The sequence below is a fragment of the Streptomyces sp. NPDC006296 genome (genome assembly GCF_040613235.1).
In the GTDB taxonomy this organism is placed as follows: domain Bacteria; phylum Actinomycetota; class Actinomycetes; order Streptomycetales; family Streptomycetaceae; genus Streptomyces.
In genome coordinates this window covers 24,606-46,852 of sequence record NZ_JBEXRT010000011.1, presented here as the reverse complement: position 1 = coordinate 46,852, position 22,247 = coordinate 24,606, and the positions used below count along the sequence as shown (strand labels likewise).

23 protein-coding genes and 1 pseudogene are annotated in these 22,247 nt (G+C 73.5%); 4 read left to right on the top strand and 20 right to left on the bottom strand.

Annotated features, from left to right (window positions below; genetic code table 11):
• Positions 1–38: 38 nt before the first annotated feature.
• Entirely contained in the window at positions 39–1,769 is a 1,731-nt protein-coding gene (locus ABZ172_RS10325) for an MFS transporter (protein WP_356882241.1), read from the bottom strand.
• Between the two features lie 476 nt (positions 1,770–2,245).
• On the opposite strand from ABZ172_RS10325, the gene ABZ172_RS10320 reads away from it, so the two are divergent.
• Positions 2,246–3,268: a phosphatase PAP2 family protein gene (locus tag ABZ172_RS10320; protein WP_356882239.1), complete on the top strand. Its 1,023-nt coding sequence runs from the start codon at positions 2,246–2,248 to the stop codon at positions 3,266–3,268.
• Between the two features lie 88 nt (positions 3,269–3,356).
• Here ABZ172_RS10320 and ABZ172_RS10315 read toward each other — a convergent pair whose 3' ends face one another.
• Both ABZ172_RS10315 and ABZ172_RS10310 read right to left on the bottom strand, forming a co-directional pair.
• The gene (locus tag ABZ172_RS10315; protein WP_356882237.1) at positions 3,357–3,572 is read right to left on the bottom strand and encodes an I78 family peptidase inhibitor; all 216 of its coding nucleotides are present in this window, start codon (positions 3,570–3,572) and stop codon (positions 3,357–3,359) included.
• Positions 3,573–4,007: 435 nt separating this feature from the next.
• On the bottom strand, positions 4,008–5,288 hold the full coding sequence (locus ABZ172_RS10310; RefSeq protein ID WP_356882235.1) for a glycosyltransferase family 4 protein: 1,281 nt from the start codon (positions 5,286–5,288) through the stop codon (positions 4,008–4,010).
• Positions 5,289–5,599: 311 nt separating this feature from the next.
• Here ABZ172_RS10310 and ABZ172_RS10305 point away from each other — a divergent pair, with 311 nt between their 5' ends.
• Both ABZ172_RS10305 and ABZ172_RS10300 read left to right on the top strand, forming a co-directional pair.
• The gene (locus ABZ172_RS10305) at positions 5,600–6,382 is read left to right on the top strand and encodes a hypothetical protein (protein WP_356882444.1); all 783 of its coding nucleotides are present in this window, start codon (positions 5,600–5,602) and stop codon (positions 6,380–6,382) included.
• A 137-nt stretch (positions 6,383–6,519) separates the two neighbouring features.
• Complete coding sequence (locus ABZ172_RS10300; RefSeq protein WP_356882233.1) at positions 6,520–6,825, top strand: hypothetical protein; 306 nt, start codon at positions 6,520–6,522, stop codon at positions 6,823–6,825.
• A 65-nt stretch (positions 6,826–6,890) separates the two neighbouring features.
• Here ABZ172_RS10300 and der read toward each other — a convergent pair whose 3' ends face one another.
• From der to ABZ172_RS10265, 7 genes are all read right to left on the bottom strand, one after another.
• Positions 6,891–8,360, bottom strand: a complete 1,470-nt coding sequence (gene der / locus ABZ172_RS10295) for a ribosome biogenesis GTPase Der (RefSeq protein WP_356882231.1) — start codon at positions 8,358–8,360, stop codon at positions 6,891–6,893.
• A gap of 63 nt (positions 8,361–8,423) precedes the next feature.
• Positions 8,424–9,083, bottom strand: coding sequence for a lysophospholipid acyltransferase family protein (locus tag ABZ172_RS10290; protein WP_356882229.1), 660 nt, complete (start codon positions 9,081–9,083; stop codon positions 8,424–8,426).
• Positions 9,080–9,796: a (d)CMP kinase gene (gene cmk, locus ABZ172_RS10285; RefSeq protein ID WP_356882227.1), complete on the bottom strand. Its 717-nt coding sequence runs from the start codon at positions 9,794–9,796 to the stop codon at positions 9,080–9,082. The genes ABZ172_RS10290 and cmk overlap by 4 nt, the downstream gene beginning before the upstream one ends.
• Before the next feature lie 110 nt (positions 9,797–9,906).
• Positions 9,907–10,992: a prephenate dehydrogenase gene (locus ABZ172_RS10280; RefSeq protein ID WP_356882225.1), complete on the bottom strand. Its 1,086-nt coding sequence runs from the start codon at positions 10,990–10,992 to the stop codon at positions 9,907–9,909.
• Positions 10,989–11,351, bottom strand: a complete 363-nt coding sequence (gene aroH, locus ABZ172_RS10275; RefSeq protein WP_356882223.1) for a chorismate mutase — start codon at positions 11,349–11,351, stop codon at positions 10,989–10,991. The genes ABZ172_RS10280 and aroH overlap by 4 nt, the downstream gene beginning before the upstream one ends.
• A 35-nt stretch (positions 11,352–11,386) precedes the next feature.
• Positions 11,387–12,016, bottom strand: coding sequence for a TetR/AcrR family transcriptional regulator (locus tag ABZ172_RS10270; protein WP_356882221.1), 630 nt, complete (start codon positions 12,014–12,016; stop codon positions 11,387–11,389).
• Between the two features lie 4 nt (positions 12,017–12,020).
• Positions 12,021–12,383 (bottom strand): DUF1304 domain-containing protein, encoded by a 363-nt coding sequence (locus ABZ172_RS10265; protein WP_356882219.1) that lies wholly within the window; start codon positions 12,381–12,383, stop codon positions 12,021–12,023.
• A gap of 224 nt (positions 12,384–12,607) precedes the next feature.
• On the opposite strand from ABZ172_RS10265, the gene ABZ172_RS10260 reads away from it, so the two are divergent.
• Entirely contained in the window at positions 12,608–13,306 is a 699-nt protein-coding gene (locus tag ABZ172_RS10260; RefSeq protein ID WP_356882217.1) for a nucleotidyltransferase domain-containing protein, read from the top strand.
• A gap of 48 nt (positions 13,307–13,354) precedes the next feature.
• Here ABZ172_RS10260 and ABZ172_RS10255 read toward each other — a convergent pair.
• The 10 genes and pseudogenes from ABZ172_RS10255 to ABZ172_RS10210 form a co-directional block, all read right to left on the bottom strand.
• Positions 13,355–13,573 (bottom strand): annotated as a pseudogene (locus ABZ172_RS10255) (nucleotidyltransferase domain-containing protein); the annotation flags it as partial.
• A gap of 3 nt (positions 13,574–13,576) precedes the next feature.
• Complete coding sequence (locus ABZ172_RS10250) at positions 13,577–14,599, bottom strand: ADP-ribosylglycohydrolase family protein (protein WP_356882215.1); 1,023 nt, start codon at positions 14,597–14,599, stop codon at positions 13,577–13,579.
• The gene (locus ABZ172_RS10245; protein WP_356882213.1) at positions 14,596–15,339 is read right to left on the bottom strand and encodes an NUDIX domain-containing protein; all 744 of its coding nucleotides are present in this window, start codon (positions 15,337–15,339) and stop codon (positions 14,596–14,598) included. Before ABZ172_RS10245 ends, ABZ172_RS10250 begins: the two co-directional genes overlap by 4 nt.
• The gene (locus ABZ172_RS10240; protein ID WP_356882211.1) at positions 15,336–16,415 is read right to left on the bottom strand and encodes an AAA family ATPase; all 1,080 of its coding nucleotides are present in this window, start codon (positions 16,413–16,415) and stop codon (positions 15,336–15,338) included. Before ABZ172_RS10240 ends, ABZ172_RS10245 begins: the two co-directional genes overlap by 4 nt.
• A complete protein-coding gene (gene pnuC, locus ABZ172_RS10235) occupies positions 16,412–17,065 on the bottom strand; it encodes a nicotinamide riboside transporter PnuC (RefSeq protein ID WP_356882209.1) in 654 nt (217 codons plus the stop codon). The genes ABZ172_RS10240 and pnuC overlap by 4 nt, the downstream gene beginning before the upstream one ends.
• Before the next feature lie 192 nt (positions 17,066–17,257).
• Positions 17,258–18,382 carry a pseudouridine synthase gene (locus ABZ172_RS10230; RefSeq protein WP_356882207.1) on the bottom strand — a complete coding sequence of 375 codons (1,125 nt, stop codon included), beginning with the start codon at positions 18,380–18,382 and terminating at the stop codon, positions 17,258–17,260.
• Positions 18,382–19,032, bottom strand: a complete 651-nt coding sequence (scpB, locus tag ABZ172_RS10225) for an SMC-Scp complex subunit ScpB (RefSeq protein WP_356882205.1) — start codon at positions 19,030–19,032, stop codon at positions 18,382–18,384. The genes ABZ172_RS10230 and scpB overlap by 1 nt, the downstream gene beginning before the upstream one ends.
• Complete coding sequence (locus ABZ172_RS10220; protein WP_356882203.1) at positions 19,029–20,231, bottom strand: segregation/condensation protein A; 1,203 nt, start codon at positions 20,229–20,231, stop codon at positions 19,029–19,031. Before ABZ172_RS10220 ends, scpB begins: the two co-directional genes overlap by 4 nt.
• Before the next feature lie 100 nt (positions 20,232–20,331).
• Positions 20,332–20,940, bottom strand: a complete 609-nt coding sequence (locus ABZ172_RS10215) for a hypothetical protein (RefSeq protein ID WP_356882442.1) — start codon at positions 20,938–20,940, stop codon at positions 20,332–20,334.
• On the bottom strand, positions 20,937–22,055 hold the full coding sequence (locus tag ABZ172_RS10210; protein ID WP_356882201.1) for a ParA family protein: 1,119 nt from the start codon (positions 22,053–22,055) through the stop codon (positions 20,937–20,939). The genes ABZ172_RS10215 and ABZ172_RS10210 overlap by 4 nt, the downstream gene beginning before the upstream one ends.
• Positions 22,056–22,247 lie beyond the last annotated feature (192 nt).

The following is a 22,247-nucleotide window of genomic DNA, read 5'->3' as shown; positions in this document are numbered from 1 at the left end:
TAGCAGTGGTAGTTACGGCGCCGTGCCGACGTTACGGCTCAGCGTGCCGCCCGTCCAGAGCCCGTGGCCTCGGCGGGTGCGCGCCGGGCGGGCAGCGGGACCCGCCGCGGCCCCGCGTCCGGGCGCCCGGACTCCGCGTCCCGCTCCGGGACCGGCCGCGTGGCGCGGTGCGCGGCGGCCTGCTCCGGGACCGCGTCCGCCCGCTCCGGGCAGGCGCTCCCCGCCTCGCGGCAGTCCATCGCCCGCGGCAGCCGCAGCGCGGCCAGCGCCCCGAGCAGCAGCAGGCCCGCGCTGACCAGCAGGGTGACGTGGAGACCGCCGACGAAGGCGTGGCGGGCCGTGTCCCGCAGCAGGTCGCCGGCGGAGCCGCCCAGCCGGCCGGCCACCTGGTAGGCCTCGCCCAGCGAGTGCGCGGCGGCCGTTCCGGCCGCCGCGGGGACGCCCTCCTCGTGGACCCGGGAGAGCCCCGGGGCGTAGGCCGCGTTCATGACGCTGCCGAGCAGCGCTATCCCCAGGCCCGCGCCCAGCTGGTAGGAGGTCTCGCCGATCGCGGCCGCCCCGCCCGCCCGCTCGGCGGGGGCCTCGCTCAGCATCGACTCGTACGCCCCGAACAGCGTGGACTGGAGTCCGAAGCCCAGCAGCACGAAGCCGGCGGTGAGCAGCACGGGCCGGTCGTGCTGGCCCATCAGCGTCAGCAGGAGCACCGCGAGCGCCGTCAGCACGAAGCCGCAGCCGACCATCCGGCGGGGACCGACACGGCTCAGGGTGTACGACCCCGTGGCCCCGGCCGCCATCGCGGCGAAGGTCAGCGGAAGCAGCCGCAGGCCGGTCTCCAGCGGACTCAGGTCCAGGACCAGCTGGAGGTACTGGACCGCGATCAGCTCCAGGCCGACCAGGGCGAGCATGGCCAGCACGATGCAGCCCACGGCCGCGGTGAAGGCGGGCCGGGAGAACATCGCGACGTCGATCAGCGGATGGGTCCGCCGCTTCTGCCTGCGGACGAAGAGGACCACCAGCGCGGCCCCGAGGAGCAGGGGCAGGAGGGTGGCGGGGGCGGCCGGCCCCTCGTGCCCGCCGATCCGCTTGATCCCGAGCACCACCCCGAGCACGCCGGCGGCGGCCATCAGCGCGCCGGTCACGTCCCAGGGGCCGTCGTTCCCGCCCCGCGACTCCGGGAGCAGCCACCGCCCGACCGGGAGGATCAGCGCCATCAGCGGGACGTTGACGAGGAAGACCGAGCCCCACCAGTAGTGCTCGACGAGGAAGCCGCCGACGACCGGCCCGGTGGCGGCGCCGACCGCGGCGACCGCGGTCCATATGCCGATGGCCGTGGCCCGCTCGCGACGGTCGGGGAAGACCTGGCGCAGGATCGACAGGGTGGCGGGCATGATCATCGCGCCGCCCACGCCGAGCAGGGCGCGCGCGGCGATCAGCACACCGGGCGACCCCGCCGTCGCGGCGAGCGCGGAGGCGATCCCGAAGAGCGCGTACCCGAGGAGGAGCACCCGCCGTCTGCCGACCCGGTCACCCAGCGTGCCGAAGAGGATCAGCAGCGAAGCGCAGACGAGCGGGTAGGCGTCGACGATCCAGAGCAGGCCGACCGCGCTGGGGCGCAGGTCCTCGGTGACGGCGGGGACGGCGACGTGCAGCACGGTCGCGTCGAGCGCCACGAGCAGCAGGCTGAGGCAGAGGACGACCAGGACGATCCAGCGGTTGGCGCCGTCGGCCGCCGCGCGCAGCCTGCTCACAGCCGTGGACGTCCCGGTCATCTACGTGCCTCCCACCCTGTGTCCCTCGCGCTCGGCGGACCCGCTGGGGGCCGGCTCGGACATCCCCCGGGCCCGGCATCGACGGGCGAGTGAGCGTCAGCGTACGCGAGTTCCCGGTGGTCACGCGTGGTGCAGCTCATACGTTCACCGGCCACCGGGTGTGGTGTGCGCCACGTCTCCGCCGGCACGCGGGGTGACGGCCGGACCGCCGCACCGGCCCCCGGGGACGCGGCGTCCGCCGGACCGGCGGGCCCCCCGAATGACCCGGCGCCCGCACCCGGCGTGCGCGCCGAATCATTTCATCGGCCCTCAAACATTTCTGCGAATAACGGCCGGAACGAATAGCCGGCGGACCGGCGGCATTCCCCGGGAGGCAGCGAATGGATACCGGCCTGAGACAAAGTCCACATCACATCGTCATCACAAAGACGCGGGATCGGCAGGATCAGACACTCACTCGCTGTAACGTCCTTTAGGTGCGTACCGACATCTTTGCCCGTCTGGACCGGGAGCCGGAACCGCCGAAGATAGAGACCCCGCGGATGAGCCGTCACCGCATCGCTCTCTTCGGCGGGACTTTGGCGTTCTATCTCGCCATCGTCCTCGCCGTGCTGGTCTCGTCCTGGCTGGTGGCCCTCGACTGGAAGGTCATGCTGTTCCGGCCGTATCAGCAGTGGCCGCAGCTGCACGCCTTCCTCGACTACTACGTGGTGCTCGGCCAGCGTGGCCCGACGGCGGTGATGGTCGCGGCCTGGCTCGGCTGGCGCTCCTGGCGCCAGCACACGCTGCGCCCGCTGCTCACGCTGGGCATCTCGCTGCTGCTGCTCAACCTGTCGGTGGGAGCGGTCAAGATCGGCCTGGGGCGGCTCGGCCCGCACTACGCCACACAGATCGGCTCGGCGGAGCTCTTCGCCGGCGGCGATATATTTCCTTCGGGCCACACCGCCAACGCCGTGGTGACCTGGGGAATCCTCGCCTATCTGGCCACCACCCCGCGCGCCAGGCGCTATCTGTCGGCCCTGTCGGCCTTCGTCTCGCTGGGCGTGGGTCTCACCACGGTCTACATCGGCACCCACTGGCTCAGCGACGTGCTGCTGGGCTGGGCGGCCGGCCTGCTGATCCTGCTGGCCCTGCCCTGGTTCGAACCGCTGGTCAGCCGGACCGAGGTCTGGGTCCTCTCGGTGCGTGACCGGTGGCGGGACCGCCTCCGGCAGCGGTGGGCGGCGCCGGCCGCCCCCGCGGCGCCGGAACCGGTCCTGCTGCCGAGGGCACCGGGCGGCGGCCACGCCCCGGAACCCGCGGGCCGGACCCCGGCGTCCGGGAGCACGGGGCACCCGGGTGCCGCGGCACGCGCACGGGCGCACCAGACGCATCCGGTGCGGTCGGAACGGACCCCGCTGACCCCGGCCGGCAGCCGCCGGCCGCCGCACGCGGACCGCGTCCCGCGGAGCGGCGCGGGTCCGGCCCGCCCGGTGGCGGGCGGACCGGTCGCCCCCTGACCGACGGCGCCCCGGCGGGGGCGCGGGACGCACCCGCACACGGCGAAGGCCCCGACTCCGGTCGGGGCCTTCGTGCATCGGGGCCGGTTCAGCCGACCCAGCAGCGGGTCACGGTCGAGTCGTCCACCTCGAAGTTGATGCGGCCGCCGCGGAACTCCATGGTGATGACGGACCCCGGCGGAAGCGCGCGGACGGTGCTCCAGCCGCGCTCTCTGGCCTGTCGCTCGGCGGCCTCGGCGTCGAGGCCGACGTACGCGTCGGTGGTGTCGTCCGGCTGGGCGGGAGGAGTCGGTACAGGTGCCATACGTCTCACCGTAGGCCGCCCGGCGCCCCGGCGGAAGCCGTGGCGGTCACGGACCCCGGGCATCCCGATGTACCCCGGCGGTCACGCTTGTGTCACAGGACGTCGACACGCCTTCACGCCGGACCACTTCGGCCGAACGGGCATCCGGCCGGCTCGCGGGCCCATTGCCGGGCACCCGGAAATAGCCACGGAGGGTCACCGGAGGGGAATTACGGGACATTGGTTCCGGACCCGATTCCTTTTCCGCCCCGAGGCCGGAAAAAAGCGAATACACGAGCGGGCCACCTGGAATTCACCCGCCCTTGTGCATGCCTTACTCCCGCGTGCGGCACGCCCGCCGATCCCCCGAGGGAAGGGCGGCGGGGCCGCCGGGCCGTCCGGATCCGGACGGCCCGGGACCGCGGCGCCCGGACCGGGGTCACGGGCGCCGCGGGCTCAGACCCGTCCCCGGCGGACCGCTCCGGCCGCCTTGTGGCGCAGCGTGTACGCCCCGCCCAGCAGCGTGCCCCGGGACCGGTGGACCGCACCGCGCAGCACCCCCTGGGACCGCCGTCCCCCGCCCCGTGCGGCCAGCTCCCTGAAGAGCTTCTCGTGCCGTGCGGCGATCGGGGCGGGGTCGAACCGGGCGGCGGAGACCCGGGCCGCGCGGCCCATCCGGTGCCGCAGGTCGTCGTCGTCGATCAGGCCGAGCAGCGCCTCGGCGAAGGCGCCGGTGTCCCCCGGCGGCACCAGCCGGCCGTCCGTGCCGTCCTCGATGATCTCGGCGGGTCCGTGCGGGCAGTCGGTCGCCACGACCGGCACCCCGCAGCGCATCGCCTCCACGATCGTCATCCCGAACGACTCGCGCTCCGAGGTCACGGCCGCGATGGAGTTCCTGGGCCACTCCGCCTCCATCGGGTCGACCGGCCCCATGAGAAGGACACGGTCCCGGAGTCCGAGCTCGTCCACCAGCCCGCGCAGGGCCTGCTGCTCGTCGCCCGACGCGTCACCGGCGCCGCAGATCCGCAGCCGCCACTCCGGGCGCACCGCCGCGACCTGGGCGAAGGCCCGGACCAGGATGTCGTAGCGCTTGACCCGGTGCAGCCGGCCCGCCGCCACGATCCACCGGGCGTCGCAGTCGGCCGGCGGGCCCGCGGGCTCGGGCACGCTGTTGGGGATCGCCTCGATCCGGACGCCGGGGAGCCGCAGCCCGGCACGGTAGTCCCGGGCGTCGGCCTCGGTGACGGTGGTGACCGCGTCGAGCAGGCCGTAGCGGTGGCCTATCTCCTGGCGCAGCCGGTGGCCGTGGCTCTCCAGGGTGAGGTGCTCCTGCCCCACGCGCACCGGGCCGCGCCGCGCCTGCCGGCTGATGTGGACGTTCAGACCGGGACGCGTACCGACGACCACGTCGGCCTCCAGACCGGCCAGATGAGCCGCGATACGGCTGTCGGTCAGCCTGCTGTACTGCTTGTGCCGGGTGTCGCCCCGCGGGAACACCGCTGCGGGCCTGGCGTGTTCGGGGTCCTCCCCCTCGTATCCCGGACCCGCCCTGCGCAGATCGACGAGGTGGCTCAGCCGCACTCCCTCCGGTGCGCCGAGCTTCGGGACCTCGCGGTGCCGGAAGACCGACACGATCTCGACGTCGTGCTGTTCCGCCAGGGTCCTGGCGAGAGTGAAGGTGGTACGGATCGTTCCCCCGATGCCGTACGCGTTGTGCAGCAGAAATGAAATGTGCATCTCGTCGTCGTTTCCCCCTGGTCGACCGGTCTGCGACGGACCCTACGCGGGACCGGAGGGCGACACGGCGGGCGGAACGGCCGGCGGGCGGGAGTCGTACAGACCTGTGACACAGCGGACAAGGACCGTCCTCCGAGCGACCCTTGCACGGAACAGCGGACTCCGGACCGCCCGGGCGGCCCTCGCGTCCGCGGGCCCGCCGGATCCGGCGGGCAATCTCCCGATTCGCGCGTGACCCCGGCCCCCGGTCTTCCGTTGTCTTCATGAGCCGGGAACCGCCCGGCCCACGCACCGAGTTCGAGGAGCCACCCGTGCCGCGCATGCTCGACGTCAGCGAGGACGTACGCGCCGAGATCGGCGATGCCGAAGCCGACCGGCTGCTCGTCGGCGACAGTGCACCAGGCAGTTACGACTGCACCTCGTGCCGCACCCCCGGCGACTCCGACCAGGAACGCACCAGCACGGTGCTGTTCGTGGGCGAGGAGACCGCCGTGCTGGCCTTCGCCCACGCGACCTGCATCCCCTCTCAGGTCGTCCAGGTCGCGGAGGACCAGCTCCAGGGAGCGGTGCGGTCCATCACCGGCAGCGAGCCACAGAATCCGGAGGGCCTCATGCCCGAACAGGCCGTCCTCGGCATCACCAGCGGTCTCGTCCTGATCGAGGACGACCTCCGCCCGGCGCTGGTCGTCGAACCGACCGGGCCGATCGCGCGGCCCGGCACGGACGGCAGCGGCGGCGACCAGTTCCTCCAGCTCCTGCTGGAGCAGGGCTTCCTGCCCACGCCCCATCTGAACCGGCTGCCGGGTGTCCTCCCGGGCTGGTCGGTCCTCCTCGCCATGGGCCAGCTGCACGCCGTCCTGCAGCCGGGTGCCGGCGGCGGGAGCCCGGTGGCCTGGTGGCAGGCTCACCAGCCGCTCCAGGTCACGGAGGGCTGGCGGACGGCCGCCAACAAGGCACAGAGCGTGCTGGTCTTCGCCGCACCGGCCGGTTCCATCGGCCAGCAGCCGCGCGAGGACCTGCTCCGTGACGCGCTGGACAAGGCGGCGGTCAACGGTCTGCTGGTCGCCGCGACGATGCCGCTCGCCGGGACCTGAGCATGCCCGCACCGTCCTCCCCCGGCCGCCGGACGGCGTTTTCTGCGCCGGGCCCGCATCCGACGGGCGGTGGGGTCGTTGGCACCTACGTGCACTCATACGACCCTTCTCGCCAGCAGCAGACCCCGATTCCGGCCATGCGTCCGTCGCAGGACCCCTCGGGCGGTAAGTCCCCCACCCCGATCTACGACGCCTTGTACTCCGAGTACCGGCGATCGTTCCGGGCGCTTCCGGGGGACCGCTCCGGTGAGGAGAACCTCGGCTTCAGAACGTTCGGCATCGGGATGTTCGGCAGCCGTGCACCGATGGGCGGCCGTACGGCGGCGAACGCCCAGGGGAGCCACGGCTCCGGCGGTTCCAACCCCGGTTCCTGGCAGCGGGTGGGGCGGCACGCGGGGCGTGCCCGGCCGGCGGCGCTGCCGCCCGGTTCCACGGACGCCTGAGGACACGGCGAAGCCCCGGACCGTCCGCCGTGCGCGGAGGGTCCGGGGCTTCGCCGTGCGGCGGGCTACTTCTTGCGGCCGCGCTTCTCGCGGACCCGGACCGAGATGTGCAGCGGGGTGCCCTCGAAGCCGAACTCCTCGCGCAGCCGGCGTTCGACGAAGCGGCGGTAGCCGTGCTCCAGGAAGCCGGACGAGAAGAGGACGAACCGCGGCGGCTTGGTGCCCGCCTGGGTGCCGAAGAGGATGCGGGGCTGCTTGCCGCCGCGCACCGGGTGCGGGTGGGAGGCGACGATCTCACCGAGGAAGGCGTTCAGCCGGCCGGTGGGGACGCGGGTCTCCCAGCCCTCGATCGCGGTCTCGATCGCCGGGACCAGCTTCTCCATGTGCCGGCCGGTGACGGCGGAGACGTTGACGCGCGGCGCCCAGGAGACCTGGGCGAGCTCCGTGTCGATCTCGCGCTCCAGGTAGTAGCGGCGCTCCTCGTCGAGGGTGTCCCACTTGTTGAAGGCGATCACGACGGCGCGGCCCGCCTCGACGGCCATGGTGACGATCCGCTGGTCCTGGACGCTGATGGACTCGCTGGCGTCGATCAGGATGACGGCGACCTCGGCCTTCTCGACGGCGGCCGCGGTGCGCAGCGAGGCGTAGTAGTCCGCGCCCTCCTGGAGGTGCACCTTGCGGCGGATGCCGGCCGTGTCGATGAACTTCCAGGTGATGCCGCCGAGGGTGATCAGCTCGTCGACCGGGTCGCGGGTGGTGCCGGCCAGGGAGTTGACGACGACCCGGTCCTCGCCGGCGACCTTGTTCAGCAGGGAGGACTTGCCGACGTTGGGACGGCCGATCAGCGCGATGCGGCGGGGGCCGCCGAGCGCGGTGCCGAAGGTCTGGGCCGGGGCCTCGGGCAGCGCCTCCAGGACGGCGTCCAGCATGTCCCCGGTGCCGCGGCCGTGCAGGGAGGAGACGGGGTGCGGCTCGCCGAGACCGAGCGACCAGAGCGCCGTGGCGTCGGCCTCGCCGCTCTGTCCGTCGACCTTGTTGGCGCACAGCACGACGGGCTTGCCGGCCCGGCGCAGCAGCTTGACGACGGCCTCGTCGGTGTCGGTGGCACCGACGGTGGCGTCGACCACGAAGACGACCGCGTCGGCCGTCTCGATGGCGTACTCGGCCTGGGCGGCGACGGACGCGTCGAGGCCCAGCACGTCCTGCTCCCAGCCGCCGGTGTCGACGACCTTGAAGCGGCGGCCGGCCCACTCGGCCTCGTAGCTGACGCGGTCGCGGGTGACGCCGGGCTTGTCCTGCACGACGGCCTCACGGCGGCCGATGATCCGGTTCACCAGGGTCGACTTGCCGACGTTCGGGCGGCCGACGACGGCGAGCACGGGAAGCGGTCCGTGACCGGCCTCACCGATCGCGCCCTCGACGTCCTCGGGGTCGAACCCCTCCTGCGCGGCGAGCTCCATGAACTCCGCGTACTCGGCGTCGCCAAGTGCTCCGTGCTCGTGGTCCGAGCCGCCGGAGTGAATCTGGTCGTTCATGAAGTCCGTTCCTCTTTGCATCATCATCGATGGGCCACGATCGCGCGGCCCACTACTCACGTGTCACAGGCGTCCGGTGAGACGCCTGGCGTTCTCCAGGTGGGCGGTCAGCTCGTCCTGGATGCGGAGCGTCGCCTCGTCGAGCGCCTTCCTGGTCCGCCGTCCGCTGCCGTCACCGGCCTGGAAGGCGTCGCCGAAGACGACGTCGACCCGGCTGCGCAGCGGCGGCAGCGCCCGTATCAGCCGTCCGGGGCGCTCCGTGCTCCCCAGGACGGCGACGGGGACGATGGGCGCCCCGCCGCGCACCGCGAAGTACGCGAGCCCCGCGCGCAGCGAGGCGAAGTCGCCCTCTCCCCGGGTGCCCTCGGGGAAGATCCCGAGGACCCCGCCGTCGTGCAGCACCCCGAGTGCCTGCGTGATGGCGGTGCGGTCGACGGTCGTGCGGTCCACCTTCAGCTGCCCGATCCCGCGCAGGAACGGGTCGAGGGGGCCGACGAACGCCTCCTTCTTGATCAGGAAGTGCACGGGCCGGGGCGCGGTGCCCATCAGCATCGGTCCGTCGAGATTGTGCGCGTGGTTCACCGCGAGTATGACGGGTCCGGTGGCGGGGACGCGCCACGCGCCGAGCACACGGGGCCGGAACAGCCCGTACATGAGCCCGATCCCGATCCCGCGGCCGACGGCCGCTCCGCGCAGCGTCGGCGCGGCGGTGGCTCCGGTCACTTCGCGGCCTGCTTCTCCCCGACGAGGGTGACGACGCACTCGATGACCTGCGCGAGGGTCAGGTCGGTGGTGTCCACCTCGACGGCGTCCCCGGCCTTGGCCAGCGGGGAGGTGGTGCGGCCGGAGTCGGCGGCGTCCCGCTTGATCAGCGCCTCCTTGGTGGCGGCGAGGTCGGAGCCCTTGACCTCGCCGCTGCGGCGGGCGGCGCGCGCCTCCGGGGAGGCGGTCAGGAAGATCTTGATGTCGGCGTCGGGCAGCACGGTCGTGCCGATGTCGCGGCCCTCGACGACGATGCCGCGCACGGCCTCCGCGGCGATGGTGCGCTGCAGCTCGGTGATGAGGGTGCGCACCTCGGGCACGGCGCTGACGGCGCTGACCCTGGAGGTGACCTCCTGGGTGCGGATGGGCCCCGAGGCGTCCTCGCCGTCGACGGTGATCGTGGGGGCGGACGGGTCGGTGCCGGAGACGATGACCGGCTTGGCGGCGGCCGTGGCGACCTCGGCGGCGTCCGACACGTCGATGCCGTTGTTCAGCATCCACCAGGTGATGGCCCGGTACTGGGCGCCGGTGTCCAGGTAGCTCAGGCCGAGCTGGGCGGCGACGGCCTTGGAGGTGCTCGACTTGCCGGTGCCGGAGGGCCCGTCGATGGCGACGATCACGGCGGCCGGGGCGGTCCGGGCGGCGGCGGTTGCGGTTTCCACGGTGGTGGACACCTTCCTGGTACACGGGGACGGGCGGAGCGGGCCTCGGGACGGCCTCCCCCAAGGTTACCGAGTGTGCGAAGCGGCTTCGCACCCCTGTCTCCGGGCAGTCCCCGGGCCCGTCAGGGCCGGATCGACCAGCCGCGCTCGGCGAGGGCCGCGCTCAGCGCGGGGGCCGCACTCGGCTCGACCGTCAGCTGGACGAGGCCGGCCTGCTGACCGGTGGCGTGCTCGATGCGCACGTCCTCGATGTTGACCCCCGCCCGTCCCGCGTCGGCGAAGATCGCCGCGAGCTCGCCGGGCCGGTCGCTGATGAGCACGGCGACGGTCTCGTAGGAGGCCGGGGCGGCGCCGTGCTTGCCGGGGACCCTGACCCGGCCGAGGTTGCCGCGCCGCAGGACGTCCTCGATGCCCTCGGTCCCGGTGCGGCGCTCGGCCTCGTCGGCGGACTGCAGGCCGCGCAGGGACCGGACCGTCTCGTCGAGGTCGGCGGCGACGCCCGCGAGGACGTCGGCGACCGGTCCGGGGTTGGCGGAGAGGATCTCCACCCACATCCGGGGGTCGGAGGCCGCGATGCGGGTGACGTCCCTGATGCCCTGGCCGCACAGCCGTACGGCGGTCTCGTCGGCCTCCTCCAGCCGGGCGGCGACCATCGACGAGATCAGCTGCGGGGTGTGGGAGACGAGGGCGACGGCGCGGTCGTGGGCGTCGGCGTCCATGACGACCGGGACGGCCCGGCAGAGCGCGACCAGTTCCAGGGCCAGGTTGAGGACCTCGGTGTCGGTGTCCCGGGTCGGGGTGAGGACCCAGGGGCGGCCCTCGAAGAGGTCGGCGGTGGCCGCGAGCGGGCCGGAGCGCTCCTTGCCGGCCATGGGGTGCGTGCCGATGTAGGGGGCCAGGTCCACGCCGAGGGCCTCCAGCTCACGGCGGGGGCCGCCCTTGACGCTCGCGACGTCGAGATAGGCACGGGCGGCCCCGTCCCGCACGGCCGCGGCGAGGACGGACGCGGTGTGGGCGGGCGGCACGGCGACGACCGCCAGATCGACGGGGCCCTCCGGGGCCTCGTCGGTGCCGGCGCCGAGCGCGGCGGCGGTCCGCGCCGACGACGGGTCGCGGTCGACCAGGTGCACCGCGACGCCGCGGCCGGCGAGGGCGAGGGCGGCGGAGGTGCCGACCAGGCCGGTTCCGATGACGAGGGCTGTTCTCACTGGGCGATGTCCTTGCGCAGGGCGCCGGTGGCGCCGAGGTAGACGTGGCCGATCTCCGCCTTGGAGAGCTGCGTCTCGACGTGGGCCATGACGCGGACCACCCGGGGCATCGCCCCCGCGATGTCGAGCTCCTGGGCGCAGATCAGCGGGACGTCGACGATGCCGAGGCCGCGGGCTGCGGCGGCCGGGAAGTCGCTGTGCAGATCGGGGGTGGCCGTGAACCAGACGCTGATCAGGTCGTCGGCGACGAGCCGGTTGCGCTCCAGGACCGCGGTGAGGAGCTCGCTCACCCGCTCGGCCATGTGTCCGGCTTCGTCCCGTTCCAGCTGGACGGCTCCACGGACTGCTCGTACCGCCACGTCGTACCCCTCGTCGCCTCGTGCTGTGTGCCCTTTCAGCCTAGAGGTGCGCCGTCCTCGCCGGTCACGGTGCTCTGTCCGTGAGACGCGGCGGCGGCGTGCACGGCGAGGAGCATGCGCCAGACCCGGCCGGCCAGCCGCTCCGGCGAGGCGTCGGTCCGCTCGTGCACCCAGTCGGTGAGCACCCCGGTGAACAGTCCGGCCACGGCGCTCGCGGTCAGGTCGTGACCGCTGCCGGCGGGTCGGCGGCGGCGGAGCTCGTCGACGCTGCGGGCGCGGAGCTCGCGGTGCAGCAGTTCGCCGAGCGGGCCGCCGCCGGGACCCAGCAGACTGCGGTACACGGCGGCCCGGGCGCGGATCTCCCGGAACAGGGCGACGAGCTCGGGCGGCGGGGCGCCGGGGCCGGGCGGCGTGCGGTCCCAGGCGTGCAGGGCCTCGACCGCGTCCCGTACGGTCCCGGCGCAGGCGTCCAGGGCGAGGGCGTGCAGATCGTCGTAGTGCAGGTAGAACGTGGCCCGCCCCACGCCCGCGCGGCGCACCACCTCGGCGACGCCGACCTGGTCGGGCGGCTGCTCCTCGTACGCCGCCAGCAGCGCGGTCCTGAGCCGGGCGCGGGTGCGCGCGGTCCTCGGGTCCCGGCTGCCGTCCGTGACCGCGGGCGCCATGCGCTCAGCCCGCCGACAGCACGAGGGCGAGGGCGAGCGCGGCGGGGGCGGCCTGGACGTACAGGATCCTGCGGCTGACGGTGGCCGCTCCGTAGACGCCCGCGACGACCAGGCAGCCGAGGAAGAAGATCTGCGCCTGGTACCCGACGGGGTCGCCGGCGATCAGGCTCCAGACCAGTCCCGCGGCCATGAAGCCGTTGTAGAGCCCCTGGTTGGCGGCGAGGGTGGCGCTCTGCGCGGAGAACTCCTCGGTGGTGCCGAACGTGCTGCGTCCCCGCGGGGTGTCCCACAGGAACATCTCCAGGACCAGGAAGTAGACGTGGATCAGCGCGACGAGCGCGACGAGCACATGGGCGGCGGTGTGCATGGCGGGTCCTCCCGGTCGGATATTTCCTGGACGACTGTACAGGAAGTAGCGCCGCCGCCTCTCGCCCGGGGTGCCGCACTCCGGGCCCCGGGTGGCGTCACGACGCCCGTCGGCGTCCGCCGACCGCCCGGGGAGAGCCGCGCCCGCACGGCGGTCCCCGGACCGGCGGGGCACCGCCGGAGGCGGCGGCGTCCGGCCCGGTCGGAGCGCGTACGCTCGCGCGCATGATCACTCCCGACGGCGCACGGCTGGTGCGTGAGCACACCGTCTACTCCTGCGTGATGGGCTCCCGCGCCTTCGGTCTGGCCACGGAGGACAGCGACACGGACCGGCGCGGGGTGTTCCTCGCCCCCACCCCGCTGTTCTGGGGCTTCGCGAAACCGCCGACCCACGTGGACGGGCCGGCGGACGAGCAGTTCTCCTGGGAGCTGGAGCGCTTCTGCGAGCTGGCGCTCCGGGGGAACCCCAACGTGCTGGAGTGCCTGCACTCGCCGCTCGTGGAGCGGATCGACGCCACGGGCCGTGAGCTGGTCGCCCTGCGCCCGGCCTTCCTGTCCCGTTCGGCCCACGGGACGTTCGTGCGCTACGCCCTGGGCCAGCGGCGGAAGCTGGAGGCCGACGTCCGCGTGCACGGCGCGCCCCGCTGGAAGCACGCCATGCACCTGCTGCGGCTTCTGGCGTCCTGCCGGGACCTGCTGAGGACGGGTGAGCTGCGGATCGGCGTCGGGGACGCGCGCGAGGATCTGCTCGCGGTGAAGCGGGGCGAGGTCCCGTGGCCCGAGGTGGAACGCCGGATGACGCGCCTGGCCGAGGAGAGCGACGCCGCCGCCGCACGCTCCCCGCTGCCCGCCGAGCCGGACCGGGAACGCGTGGAGGCGTTCCTGGTCCGGGCCCGCAGGGCGTCGGCGGCGGCCTGCGGCTGAGGGACGCCCCGTCGTCCGTCAGCCGAGGCGCGCGCGGACCACCGGGTGCGAGCGCGTCTCCTCGGGGTCGCGCAGCCCGACGAGATCCTCCGCGGGAAGGACGTGGACCCCCCGCAGGTCCACGTCCGAGTCACGGGAGGGGAAGCCGTACAGGTGCGCGCCGGAGACCGTGGCGAACAGGAGGGGGCCGGGCTCTTCGGCGAGGACGGGGGCGAAGTCGGTGAGCGGCAGTCCGGCCTGCCGGAGGAGTGCCGTGTCGGGGTGCACGGATCAAGCGTCCCAGAGCGCGGCGAGCGACAGCAGGTCGCTGCGGTACTCGATGCGTTCCGACCACTCCCTGGGCCAGGCGCCCGCGCCCATGTGGGCGCCCGCGAGCGCGCCGGTCAGGCAGGCGAGGGAGTCGGAGTCGCCCCGGGTGCAGGCGGCCCGGCGCAGGGCGGTGACGGGTTCGCCGGGGAAGAGCAGGAAACAGTGCAGGGCCGTCGCGAGGGCCTCCTCGGCGATCCAGCCGTCGCCGGTCGCCTCGCAGGGGTCGGTCTCGGGTGACGGGGCGCGCAGGGCGTCCTGGACCCGGGCGAGGGCGTCGAGGCACTCGTCCCAGCCGCGCCGGATGTAGGCCTCCGGGGAGGGGTCGCCCGCGTACCGCCACAGGTCGCCGAGCCAGCGCTTCCGGTAGCGGCTGCCGTTCTCGTAGGCGTAGCTGCGCAGCAGGCCGACCAGGCCCGTCGGTTCGGCGCCCTGCGCCAGGAGGTGCACGGCATGGGCCATCAGGTCGGAGGCGGCCAGTGCGGTGGGGTGTCCGTGGGTCAGCGCGGCCTGGAGCTGGGCGGCGCCGGAGCGCTGCTCCTCGCTGAGGCCCGGCACGAGGCCGACGGGGGCGACCCGCATGTCGGCGCCGCAGCCCTTGGAGCCGGTCCGGCTGGCCTCCTGCCAGGGGCGGTCGCTGTCGAGCAGACCGCAGGCGGTCAGACAGGTGCCGCCGGGTGCGCGGTTGTTGTCCGGCGAGTGCAGCCAGGCGACGAACTCCTGGCGCACCGGCCCCACCAGGCGCTCCGGGGTGAGCGGACCCCGGTCCATGGCGGTGCGTATGCCGCGCCCCAGCGCCAGGGTCATCTGGGTGTCGTCGCTGACCAACGCGGGCTGCGGCAGGGGCATCTGCCGCCAGGGCCCGCATGTCGCGAGGATCGACGGGACGTCGTCGAACTCGGTGGGGAAGCCCAGGGCGTCGCCGAGCGCGAGCCCGGTCAGCGCACCGGTGGCGGCCTGCGTGGTGATTGTTCTCGTCGGGATCATGGCGTCCGTCCTTCGGGGCGTCCTTCCGGGCGCAGCAGGGGAGGGTGGAGGGCGGTGGCGGTACCCGCCCGGTAGAGGGCGGCGGGTTTCCCCCGTCCGCCGGTGCGGCGCGGCGGTCCGTCCACGGCCTGCACGAAGCCGGGCGTGGCGAGGACCTTGCGCCGGAAGTTGGGCCGGTCCAGCTCCACGCCCCAGACGGTCTCGTAGACCTGCTGGAGCTCCCCGAGGGTGAACTCGGCGGGGCAGAACGCGGTGGCCAGGCAGGAGTATTCGAGCCTGGCGCCGATCCGGTCGTGCGCGTCGGCCAGGATGCGGTCGTGGTCGAAGGCGAGCGGCCCGGCGCCCTCCGCCTCCCACCACCGGGCGCGGGCCGCGTCCCCGCCGCCCCGGGGTTCGGGGAGGTCCGGCACGAGCGCGGCGTACGCGACGGAGACGACCCGCATCCTGGGGTCGCGGTCCGGTTCGCTGTAGGTGCGGAGCTGTTCGAGGTGGAAGGCGCAGACCGACTTCTGGGTGAGGCCCGTCTCCTCGGCGAGCTCGCGGCGGGCCGCCTCCTCGGCGGACTCCCGGGGCAGGACGAAGCCGCCGGGCAGGGCCCAGCGCCCCTCGTGGGGCGCCTGGCCGCGTTCCACGAGCAGCACGTGCAGCCGGGCGTCGCGAACCGTGAAGACGGCGAGGTCGACGGTCACGGCGAAGGGGACGAAGGCGTGGGGGTCGTACCCCTCGGGGGCGGTGCTCATCGCTTCTCCGGCAGGGGTGCGGTGAAGTGCCACCCGGTGGCGAGGAGTTCGTCCACGGCGGCGACCGCGGCGTCGAGGCGTTCGGTGGGCGAGCCGGTGATCTCGACGAACCGGCGTCCCGTCCGGGTGAGTTCGGCGCGGAAGTGGTCCGTCATCCAGGGCCGCAGCTCCTCGCCGTCGCGCAGTCCGTCGTCCTCGAAGGGGACGCCCTCGTGGCCGGTGAGCAGCCAGAGGTGGTGGGTGAGGCGGTCGGCGGTCTTCTCGACGAGCGGGTTGCGCCCTCCGAGGTAGCGCTCGTGCCAGACGGTGGTGGCGAAGGAGTCGGTGTCGCAGAAGAGCACCGGGGAGCCGGACCGGGCGGCGGCCTCCTCCCGGGCGTTCTGGGTCTCCGCGATGCGGGGGAAGTCGTCGGTGGTGAAGGAGACGTCCTCCCACCGCGCACCGGGCCGGCGGCTCCGCAGATCCGCGAGCTTCCGCTCGCTGAACTCCCTTCCGTACTCGGCGACGCAGAGGGTCCGCGCCCAGACGCCGCCGCGCCGCCGGTAGTGCCCGGTCAGCGCCTCGGCCAGGGTCGTGGTGCCGGTCGACTCGGCGCCCAGGACGACCACGCGGCGGACGAGCGCGGCCCGTACCGGGGGTTCCAGGTGGTCCCAGCAGCCGGCGGGGTCCGCGCGGACGGCGGTGCCGGAGACCGGGAAGGCGGTGCGGGCGGGGTCGACGAGGACGGACTCCGCGCCGAAGCGGCGGGCCAGTTCCCCGCCGTACGTCTCCGAGGTGAAGACGGCGTCGACGCGTTCGGGGACCGCCGTGGTGAACACCTCCATGTGGGCGTCCCAGACGGCGGCGTCGTGGAGGTCCATGGGGATGTCGTCCACCGCGCCCACCACCCGGACATCGGGGTGGACCTCCTGCATCCAGGCGACCCGGTCGGCGAGCGGCACGGATTCGACCGAGGCGGCGCAGACCAGGACCGTGAGCGTCTCGCACCGGTCCCGCGCGGTGCGGACGACGTGGTGGTGGCCGGCGTGCGGCGGATAGAACTTGCCGAGCACCAGGCCGTGTCCGAAGCGCCTCATGCCGGCACCGCCGCGTCCGTCGGCCGGTGCGGCGCGAGGTCCCTGCTCCAGCTGCGCAGCCCGAGGAGGCAGAGGGTGAGGAAGCCGACGTACAGCAGGGAGGTCAGGTAGAGCTCCTTGTGCGCGTACAGCGGGATGTAGACCAGGTCGGCGGCGATCCACAGCCACCAGGACTCCACGCGTTTGCGGCACTGTCCGTACGTCGCCATGAGCGACAGCGAGGTGGTCAGGGCGTCCCAGAACGGCACGGTCGAGTCCGTGGCCCGGGACAGCAGCAGGGTCAGGCCGAGGGTCCCCACCGCCCCCGCCGCGAGCAGCCAGGCCCATTCGGTGCGGGTCGTGCTCCGCACCGGAAGGGCCGCGGCACCTGGTCCACCCCCGTGGGTCCAGGTCCACCAGCCGTACGCGGCGAGGACGATGAAGACGATCTGCAGGCCGGCGTCGGCGTACAGACCGGACTGGGTGAACAGCAGGACGAAGAAGAGGTTGTTGGCGATCCCGAGGGGCCAGTTGGCGAGGTGCTGGCGGGCCACGAGCCAGACGCACAGCGCACCGCTGCCGAAGCCCAGCACCTCGGTCCAGCTGACCGGGGTGTCCAGGACCGTCACCAGGGGCTGCTGCAGGGGATCGAGCAGGTCCGCGAGCGTCACGCCGCCCTCCTTCTTAATGGTCACTCTGACTATAAAGAAGAACCGGCGCGAGGAAAAGCCCGCGGCCGGTTCCCGTTCGAAGAACTGAACGAGGAACCGGCCGCGGGCCGTTCGACGGGGTGGTGCGCCGGGGCGGGCGCGTGCTGCGGACGTGCCGCCCGCCCTCCGGGCGGACGGAGCCCGCGAGACGTCCTAGAGGCCGACCTCGCGCATCAGCATGCCCACCTCGGTGTTGGTCAGGCGGCGCAGCCAGCCGGACTTCTGGTCGCCCAGCGGGATCGGCCCGAAGGACGTCCGCACGAGGCGCTCGACCGGGAAGCCCGCCTCGGCCAGCATCCGGCGCACGATGTGCTTGCGGCCCTCGTGGAGGGTGACCTCGACCAGGTAGTTCTTGCCGGTGTTCTCGACGACCCGGAAGTGGTCGGCGCGCGCGTAGCCGTCCTCCAGCTGGATCCCGTCCTTGAGCCGCTTGCCGAGGTCGCGCGGGAGCGGCCCCTGGATGGCGGCCAGGTAGGTCTTCTTGACGCCGTACTTGGGGTGCGTCAGACGGTGGGCCAGCTCGCCGTGGTTGGTGAGCAGGATGATGCCCTCGGTCTCGGTGTCGAGACGGCCGACGTGGAACAGCCGGGTCTCGCGGTTGGTGACGTAGTCGCCGAGGTTCTGGCGTCCGTCCGGATCGCCCATGGTGGAGACGACCCCGGCCGGCTTGTTCAGCGCGAAGAAGAGGTACGACTGGGTGGCGACGGTCAGCCCGTCGACCTTGATCTCGTCCTTCTGCGGGTCGACGCGCATGCCCTGCTCCAGGACGATCTCGCCGTTCACCTCGACCCTGGCCTGCTCGATCAGCTCCTCGCACGCCCTGCGCGAGCCCATGCCGGCCCGGGCCAGGATCTTCTGCAGCCGCTCGCCCTCCTGCTCGGCGCCCGGGTGCGTCTTCGGCAGCTTGACGTCGGGCTTGTCGGCGTACCGGTCGCGGTTGCGCTGCTCGATCTTGGCGTCGAGCTCCCGGGGACGGGAGGGCGCGCCCTGGCGGCGGCCGCCCTTGCTCACGTTCTGGGCCGGCTTGGGGCCGCCCTTGGCCCCGCCGCGGGCCGCGGCGCCGCGGCCCTTGCGGGGGCCACCGTCGCCGCCCGGCTTGTCGGAGCCCACGTCGTAGCGGCGCTCCTCGGGGCGGGGACGGCGGGGACGCTGCTCCTGCTTGTCGTCGCGCCCGCCCGCGGCCCTGGGACGCCCGGAGCCGCCCGAGCCGCCCCGGGGGTTCCGGTTGCCGCCGCTCTTGCCGCTGCCGCTTCCGTTGCTGCTGCCACTGCTTCGCATCAAAATTCCGTCTTGTCGTCTGCGTGCGTTTCCGGGGTGTCCGGTGCGTCCGGATCGAACGACGGCACACCCTCTGGCGTCTCAGCCTCGATCGCGTCCGCCTCCGGGAGGAAGGGGGCGAGCTCCGGGAGCTCGTCCAGGGCTCGCAGGCCCATGCGCTCCAGAAAGTAGTTCGTCGTCCTGTACAGGATCGCACCTGTTTCGGGTTCCGCGCCCGCCTCCTCGACGAGACCCCTCTGGAGCAGGGTCCGCATCACGCCGTCGCAGTTCACCCCGCGCACCGCCGAGACCCTCGACCGGCTGACGGGCTGGCGGTACGCGACCACGGCCAGGGTCTCCAGCGCGGCCTGGGTGAGGCGGGCGTGCTGGCCGTCCAGGACGAAGCCCTCGACCGCCTCCGCGTACGCGGGGCGGGTGTAGAAGCGCCAGCCCCCGGCGACGAGCCTGAGGTCGAAGCCACGGCCCTGCGCGGTGTACTCGTCGGCCAGCGCCCGCAGGGCGTCCGCGACGGCCCTGCGGGGCCGCTGGAGGACCTTGGCGAGGTGCTCCTCGGTGGCGGGCTCGTCGACGACCATGAGGACCGCCTCCAGTGCGGGCCTGAGGTCGAGCCCGGCCACCGTGCCCTCGCGTCCCTCGTCGTCCGTGCTCATGCCTGTACGTCCTCCTGCGGCTCGCGCACCTCTTGGTCGAACTCGTCCGTGACCACCGGCACGGTGTCCTCTCCCCCGGCCCAGCGCACCCGGAGGTCGCCGAGCGCCTCCTCCTGGTCGAGCGCCACCGCCTTCTCCCGGTAGAGCTCCAGGAGCGCCAGGAAGCGGGCGACGACCGTGAGGGTGTCGGGGGCGTCCTCGGTGAGCTCCCGGAAGCTGATCTCGCCGCCGGTCCGCAGCCGGGCCACCACCACCTCCGCCTGCTCGCGCACGCTGACCAGCGGCGCGTGGATGTGGTCGACGTACACCTGCGGCTCGGGCCTCGGCTGCATCGCCTTGACCGCGAGCCGGGCGAAGCCCTCCGGGCCGATGCTGATCACGACCTCGGGGAGCAGCTCGGCGTGCTGGGGTTCGAGCCCCACGGTGCGGGGGTGGCGCCGGGACTCGGACTCCAGCCGGTCGCTGAAGATCTCCGCGATCCGCTTGTACGCGCGGTACTGCAGCAGCCGCGCGAAGAGCAGGTCCCGGGCCTCCAGGAGGGCGAGGTCCGCCTCGTCCTCCACCTCGGCGGTGGGCAGCAGCCGGGCGGCCTTCAGATCCAGCAGGGTCGCGGCGACGACGAGGAACTCGGTGGTCTGGTCGAGGTCCCCGTCCGGGCCCATGGCCCGGATGTGCGCCATGAACTCGTCGGTGACCTTCGACAGGGCGACCTCGGTCACATCGAGCTTGTGCTTGGAGATGAGCTGGAGGAGCAGGTCGAAGGGGCCCTCGAAGTTCACCAGCCGGACGGTGAACCGCCGGTCCTCGGCTCCCTCCCCTGCGGCCCCCTCCGCGGCCGGCTCCCCGCCGGGGGGCGTCCCACCGGCGGGGGCCCCGGGGACGGGCGGCGCACCGGCGTCCTCGCCCGTGGGGACCGGGACGGGACCGTGGCGTTCCTCCGGTGTCGCGGGCCGGGTGTCCGGCCCGGGGAGTCCCCCGGCGGGCTCGGCGGCGTCCGGCGGGACCGCGGGTGCTCCCGGGACCGGGACGACGGCCGGGGGATCCACGGAAGGCGCTACGGGGGCGGTGGGAGGCGCCGGAGCCGCCGCGGCGGGCTCCCCGGACGCCGCAGGAGCTGCGGGAGCCGACGCAGGCCGTATGCCCGGTCCGCGGCCGAGGGCACGGCGGGTCGGGCGGGGCGGGTCGTCGGCAGTCGGCATGTGCGGGGGTCCAGGGGTGCGGCGGGAGCGGGGCGGTGCACCCCGGGCGGGGCCGCCGGTGCGGCGGCCCTCCCCCGGCAGGCTACCGGCGCGGGGCCGCTCAGCGGCCGCGCAGCCTCCGTACGAGGATGCTCGCGTCGCCGCGCGACTCCAGGTCGGCCAGCACCACGGCGACGGCCTCCCGGACGATGCGCCCGCGGTCGACGGCCAGTCCGTGCTCACCGCGCAGCACCAGACGCGCGTGTTCGAGGTCCATCAGTTCCTCGGCCGACACGTACACGGTGATCTTCTCGTCGTGGCGTTCGCGGCCGCTGGGCCTGCGGTTCGCGCCACGCCCGCCACCACCGCCGCCACCGCTCCCGCGTGCCCGCTGCGGCTGGACGGTGGGAGCGGGTTCCTGCGGTGCCGCGCCCCGGGCGCGGGGCGCGCCGGCGGGGGTGCGGTCCTCCCCGTCGGCCCGGCTGCGCGAGCCGCCGCCGTCGGCGTCCGCCGCCGAGTGCTCCTCCGGGGACCCTCCGGCGGACGTGCCGCCGCCGGAGGCCGCGGAGCCGCCCTGGGCCCCCGGCTCCGTCGCCGGGTCGCCTCCCGAGGCCGGCGCGGGGACCCGCGCCTCGCCGTTCGCCTTGCGTCGCCGCTCGGCCGGGGACGAGGCCTGGAGGCCCATGCCCCCGGTGGTACGGAACAGCTCGTCGGCCCCCGGCAGACTCACTCGGCGTGACACCGGGCGAGCACCTCCCTGGCGAGCTGGCGGTACGCGGCGGCGCCGACCGAGTTCGACGCGTACGTGGTGATGGGTTCACCGGCGACCGTGGTCTCCGGGAAACGCACGGTGCGGCCGATGACGGTGTGGTACACGTGATCGTCGAAGGCCTCGACGACGCGTGCGAGCACCTCACGGCTGTGCACCGTCCGGGAGTCGTACATGGTGGCCAGGATGCCGTCCAGCTCCAGCTCGGGGTTGAGCCGCTCCTGGACCTTCTCGATGGTCTCGGTGAGCAGCGCCACGCCGCGCAGCGCGAAGAACTCGCACTCGAGCGGGACTATCACCTTGTGGGCCGCCGTCAGGGCGTTGACGGTGAGCAGACCGAGCGAGGGCTGACAGTCGATCACGATGTAGTCGTAGTCGGCCATCAGCGGCTTGAGGGCGCGCTGCAGCGTCGACTCCCGGGCCACCTCGCTCACCAGCTGCACCTCGGCGGCGGAGAGGTCGATGTTGCTGGGGAGCAGGTCCATGTTGGGCACGGCCGTCTTCAGCAGCACCTCGTCGGCCGCCATGCCCCGCTCCATGAGCAGGTTGTAGACGGTGAGGTCGAGCTCCATCGGGTTGACCCCGAGGCCGACGGACAGGGCGCCCTGCGGGTCGAAGTCGACCAGCAGGACGCGCCGGCCGTACTCGGCGAGGGCGGCACCCAGGTTGATGGTCGACGTCGTCTTGCCGACGCCGCCCTTCTGGTTGCACATCGCGATGATCTTCGCGGGGCCGTGTTCGGTCAGCGGACCGGGAATCGGGAAGTACGGGAGCGGCCTCCCGGTCGGGCCGATCCGCTCGCGGCGCTGGCGTGCGGCGTCGGGCGCGAGCGTGGCCGCGTACTCCGGATCGGGCTCGTATTCGGCGTCGGGGTCGTAGAAGTGCCCCTCGGGCACCTCGGCGAAGTCGGCGAAGTGGGCGGTCTCTCGGCCACTTTCGTTGCCGGCCATGGCGTTCACGTGTAGGCCGTCCATCATCTGGGGGGCTGTCGTCATGTGCTGTTGGGTGGCGAAGGTGCGGACCGCGACGGAGCCGACAGCTTCGAGCCCGTTCGGGCTCAGGCCCCGTGCAGGCATCCCTGGTCGACCACCCCCGGGAGTAATTGTCGACTCATTCACAAGTCGTCTTACCTCCTTGGATGTGACCAGGAAACTTATCGATTGGTCAGCGTGGCATCATGCCGACGATTGGCGACTCTATGGCGTGTCACCGGTTCGCAGCAACACAATCCGCCGGACCCGACCCGTTGTGTCGGCAATCGAACACCG

What these genes read in the sequence shown, in the direction of transcription:
- ABZ172_RS10325 (WP_356882241.1), bottom strand. Translation starts at nt 1,769, where the DNA reads ATGACCGGGACGTCCACGGCTGTGAGCAGGCTGCGCGCGGCGGCCGAC.
- ABZ172_RS10315 (WP_356882237.1), bottom strand. Translation starts at nt 3,572, where the DNA reads ATGGCACCTGTACCGACTCCTCCCGCCCAGCCGGACGACACCACCGAC.
- ABZ172_RS10310 (WP_356882235.1), bottom strand. Translation starts at nt 5,288, where the DNA reads ATGCACATTTCATTTCTGCTGCACAACGCGTACGGCATCGGGGGAACG.
- ABZ172_RS10300 (WP_356882233.1), top strand. Translation starts at nt 6,520, where the DNA reads ATGCGTCCGTCGCAGGACCCCTCGGGCGGTAAGTCCCCCACCCCGATC.
- der (WP_356882231.1), bottom strand. Translation starts at nt 8,360, where the DNA reads ATGAACGACCAGATTCACTCCGGCGGCTCGGACCACGAGCACGGAGCA.
- ABZ172_RS10270 (WP_356882221.1), bottom strand. Translation starts at nt 12,016, where the DNA reads ATGGCGCCCGCGGTCACGGACGGCAGCCGGGACCCGAGGACCGCGCGC.
- ABZ172_RS10265 (WP_356882219.1), bottom strand. Translation starts at nt 12,383, where the DNA reads ATGCACACCGCCGCCCATGTGCTCGTCGCGCTCGTCGCGCTGATCCAC.
- ABZ172_RS10260 (WP_356882217.1), top strand. Translation starts at nt 12,608, where the DNA reads ATGATCACTCCCGACGGCGCACGGCTGGTGCGTGAGCACACCGTCTAC.
- ABZ172_RS10250 (WP_356882215.1), bottom strand. Translation starts at nt 14,599, where the DNA reads ATGATCCCGACGAGAACAATCACCACGCAGGCCGCCACCGGTGCGCTG.
- ABZ172_RS10245 (WP_356882213.1), bottom strand. Translation starts at nt 15,339, where the DNA reads ATGAGCACCGCCCCCGAGGGGTACGACCCCCACGCCTTCGTCCCCTTC.
- ABZ172_RS10240 (WP_356882211.1), bottom strand. Translation starts at nt 16,415, where the DNA reads ATGAGGCGCTTCGGACACGGCCTGGTGCTCGGCAAGTTCTATCCGCCG.
- ABZ172_RS10230 (WP_356882207.1), bottom strand. Translation starts at nt 18,382, where the DNA reads ATGCGAAGCAGTGGCAGCAGCAACGGAAGCGGCAGCGGCAAGAGCGGC.
- scpB (WP_356882205.1), bottom strand. Translation starts at nt 19,032, where the DNA reads ATGAGCACGGACGACGAGGGACGCGAGGGCACGGTGGCCGGGCTCGAC.
- ABZ172_RS10220 (WP_356882203.1), bottom strand. Translation starts at nt 20,231, where the DNA reads ATGCCGACTGCCGACGACCCGCCCCGCCCGACCCGCCGTGCCCTCGGC.
- ABZ172_RS10210 (WP_356882201.1), bottom strand. Translation starts at nt 22,055, where the DNA reads ATGCCTGCACGGGGCCTGAGCCCGAACGGGCTCGAAGCTGTCGGCTCC.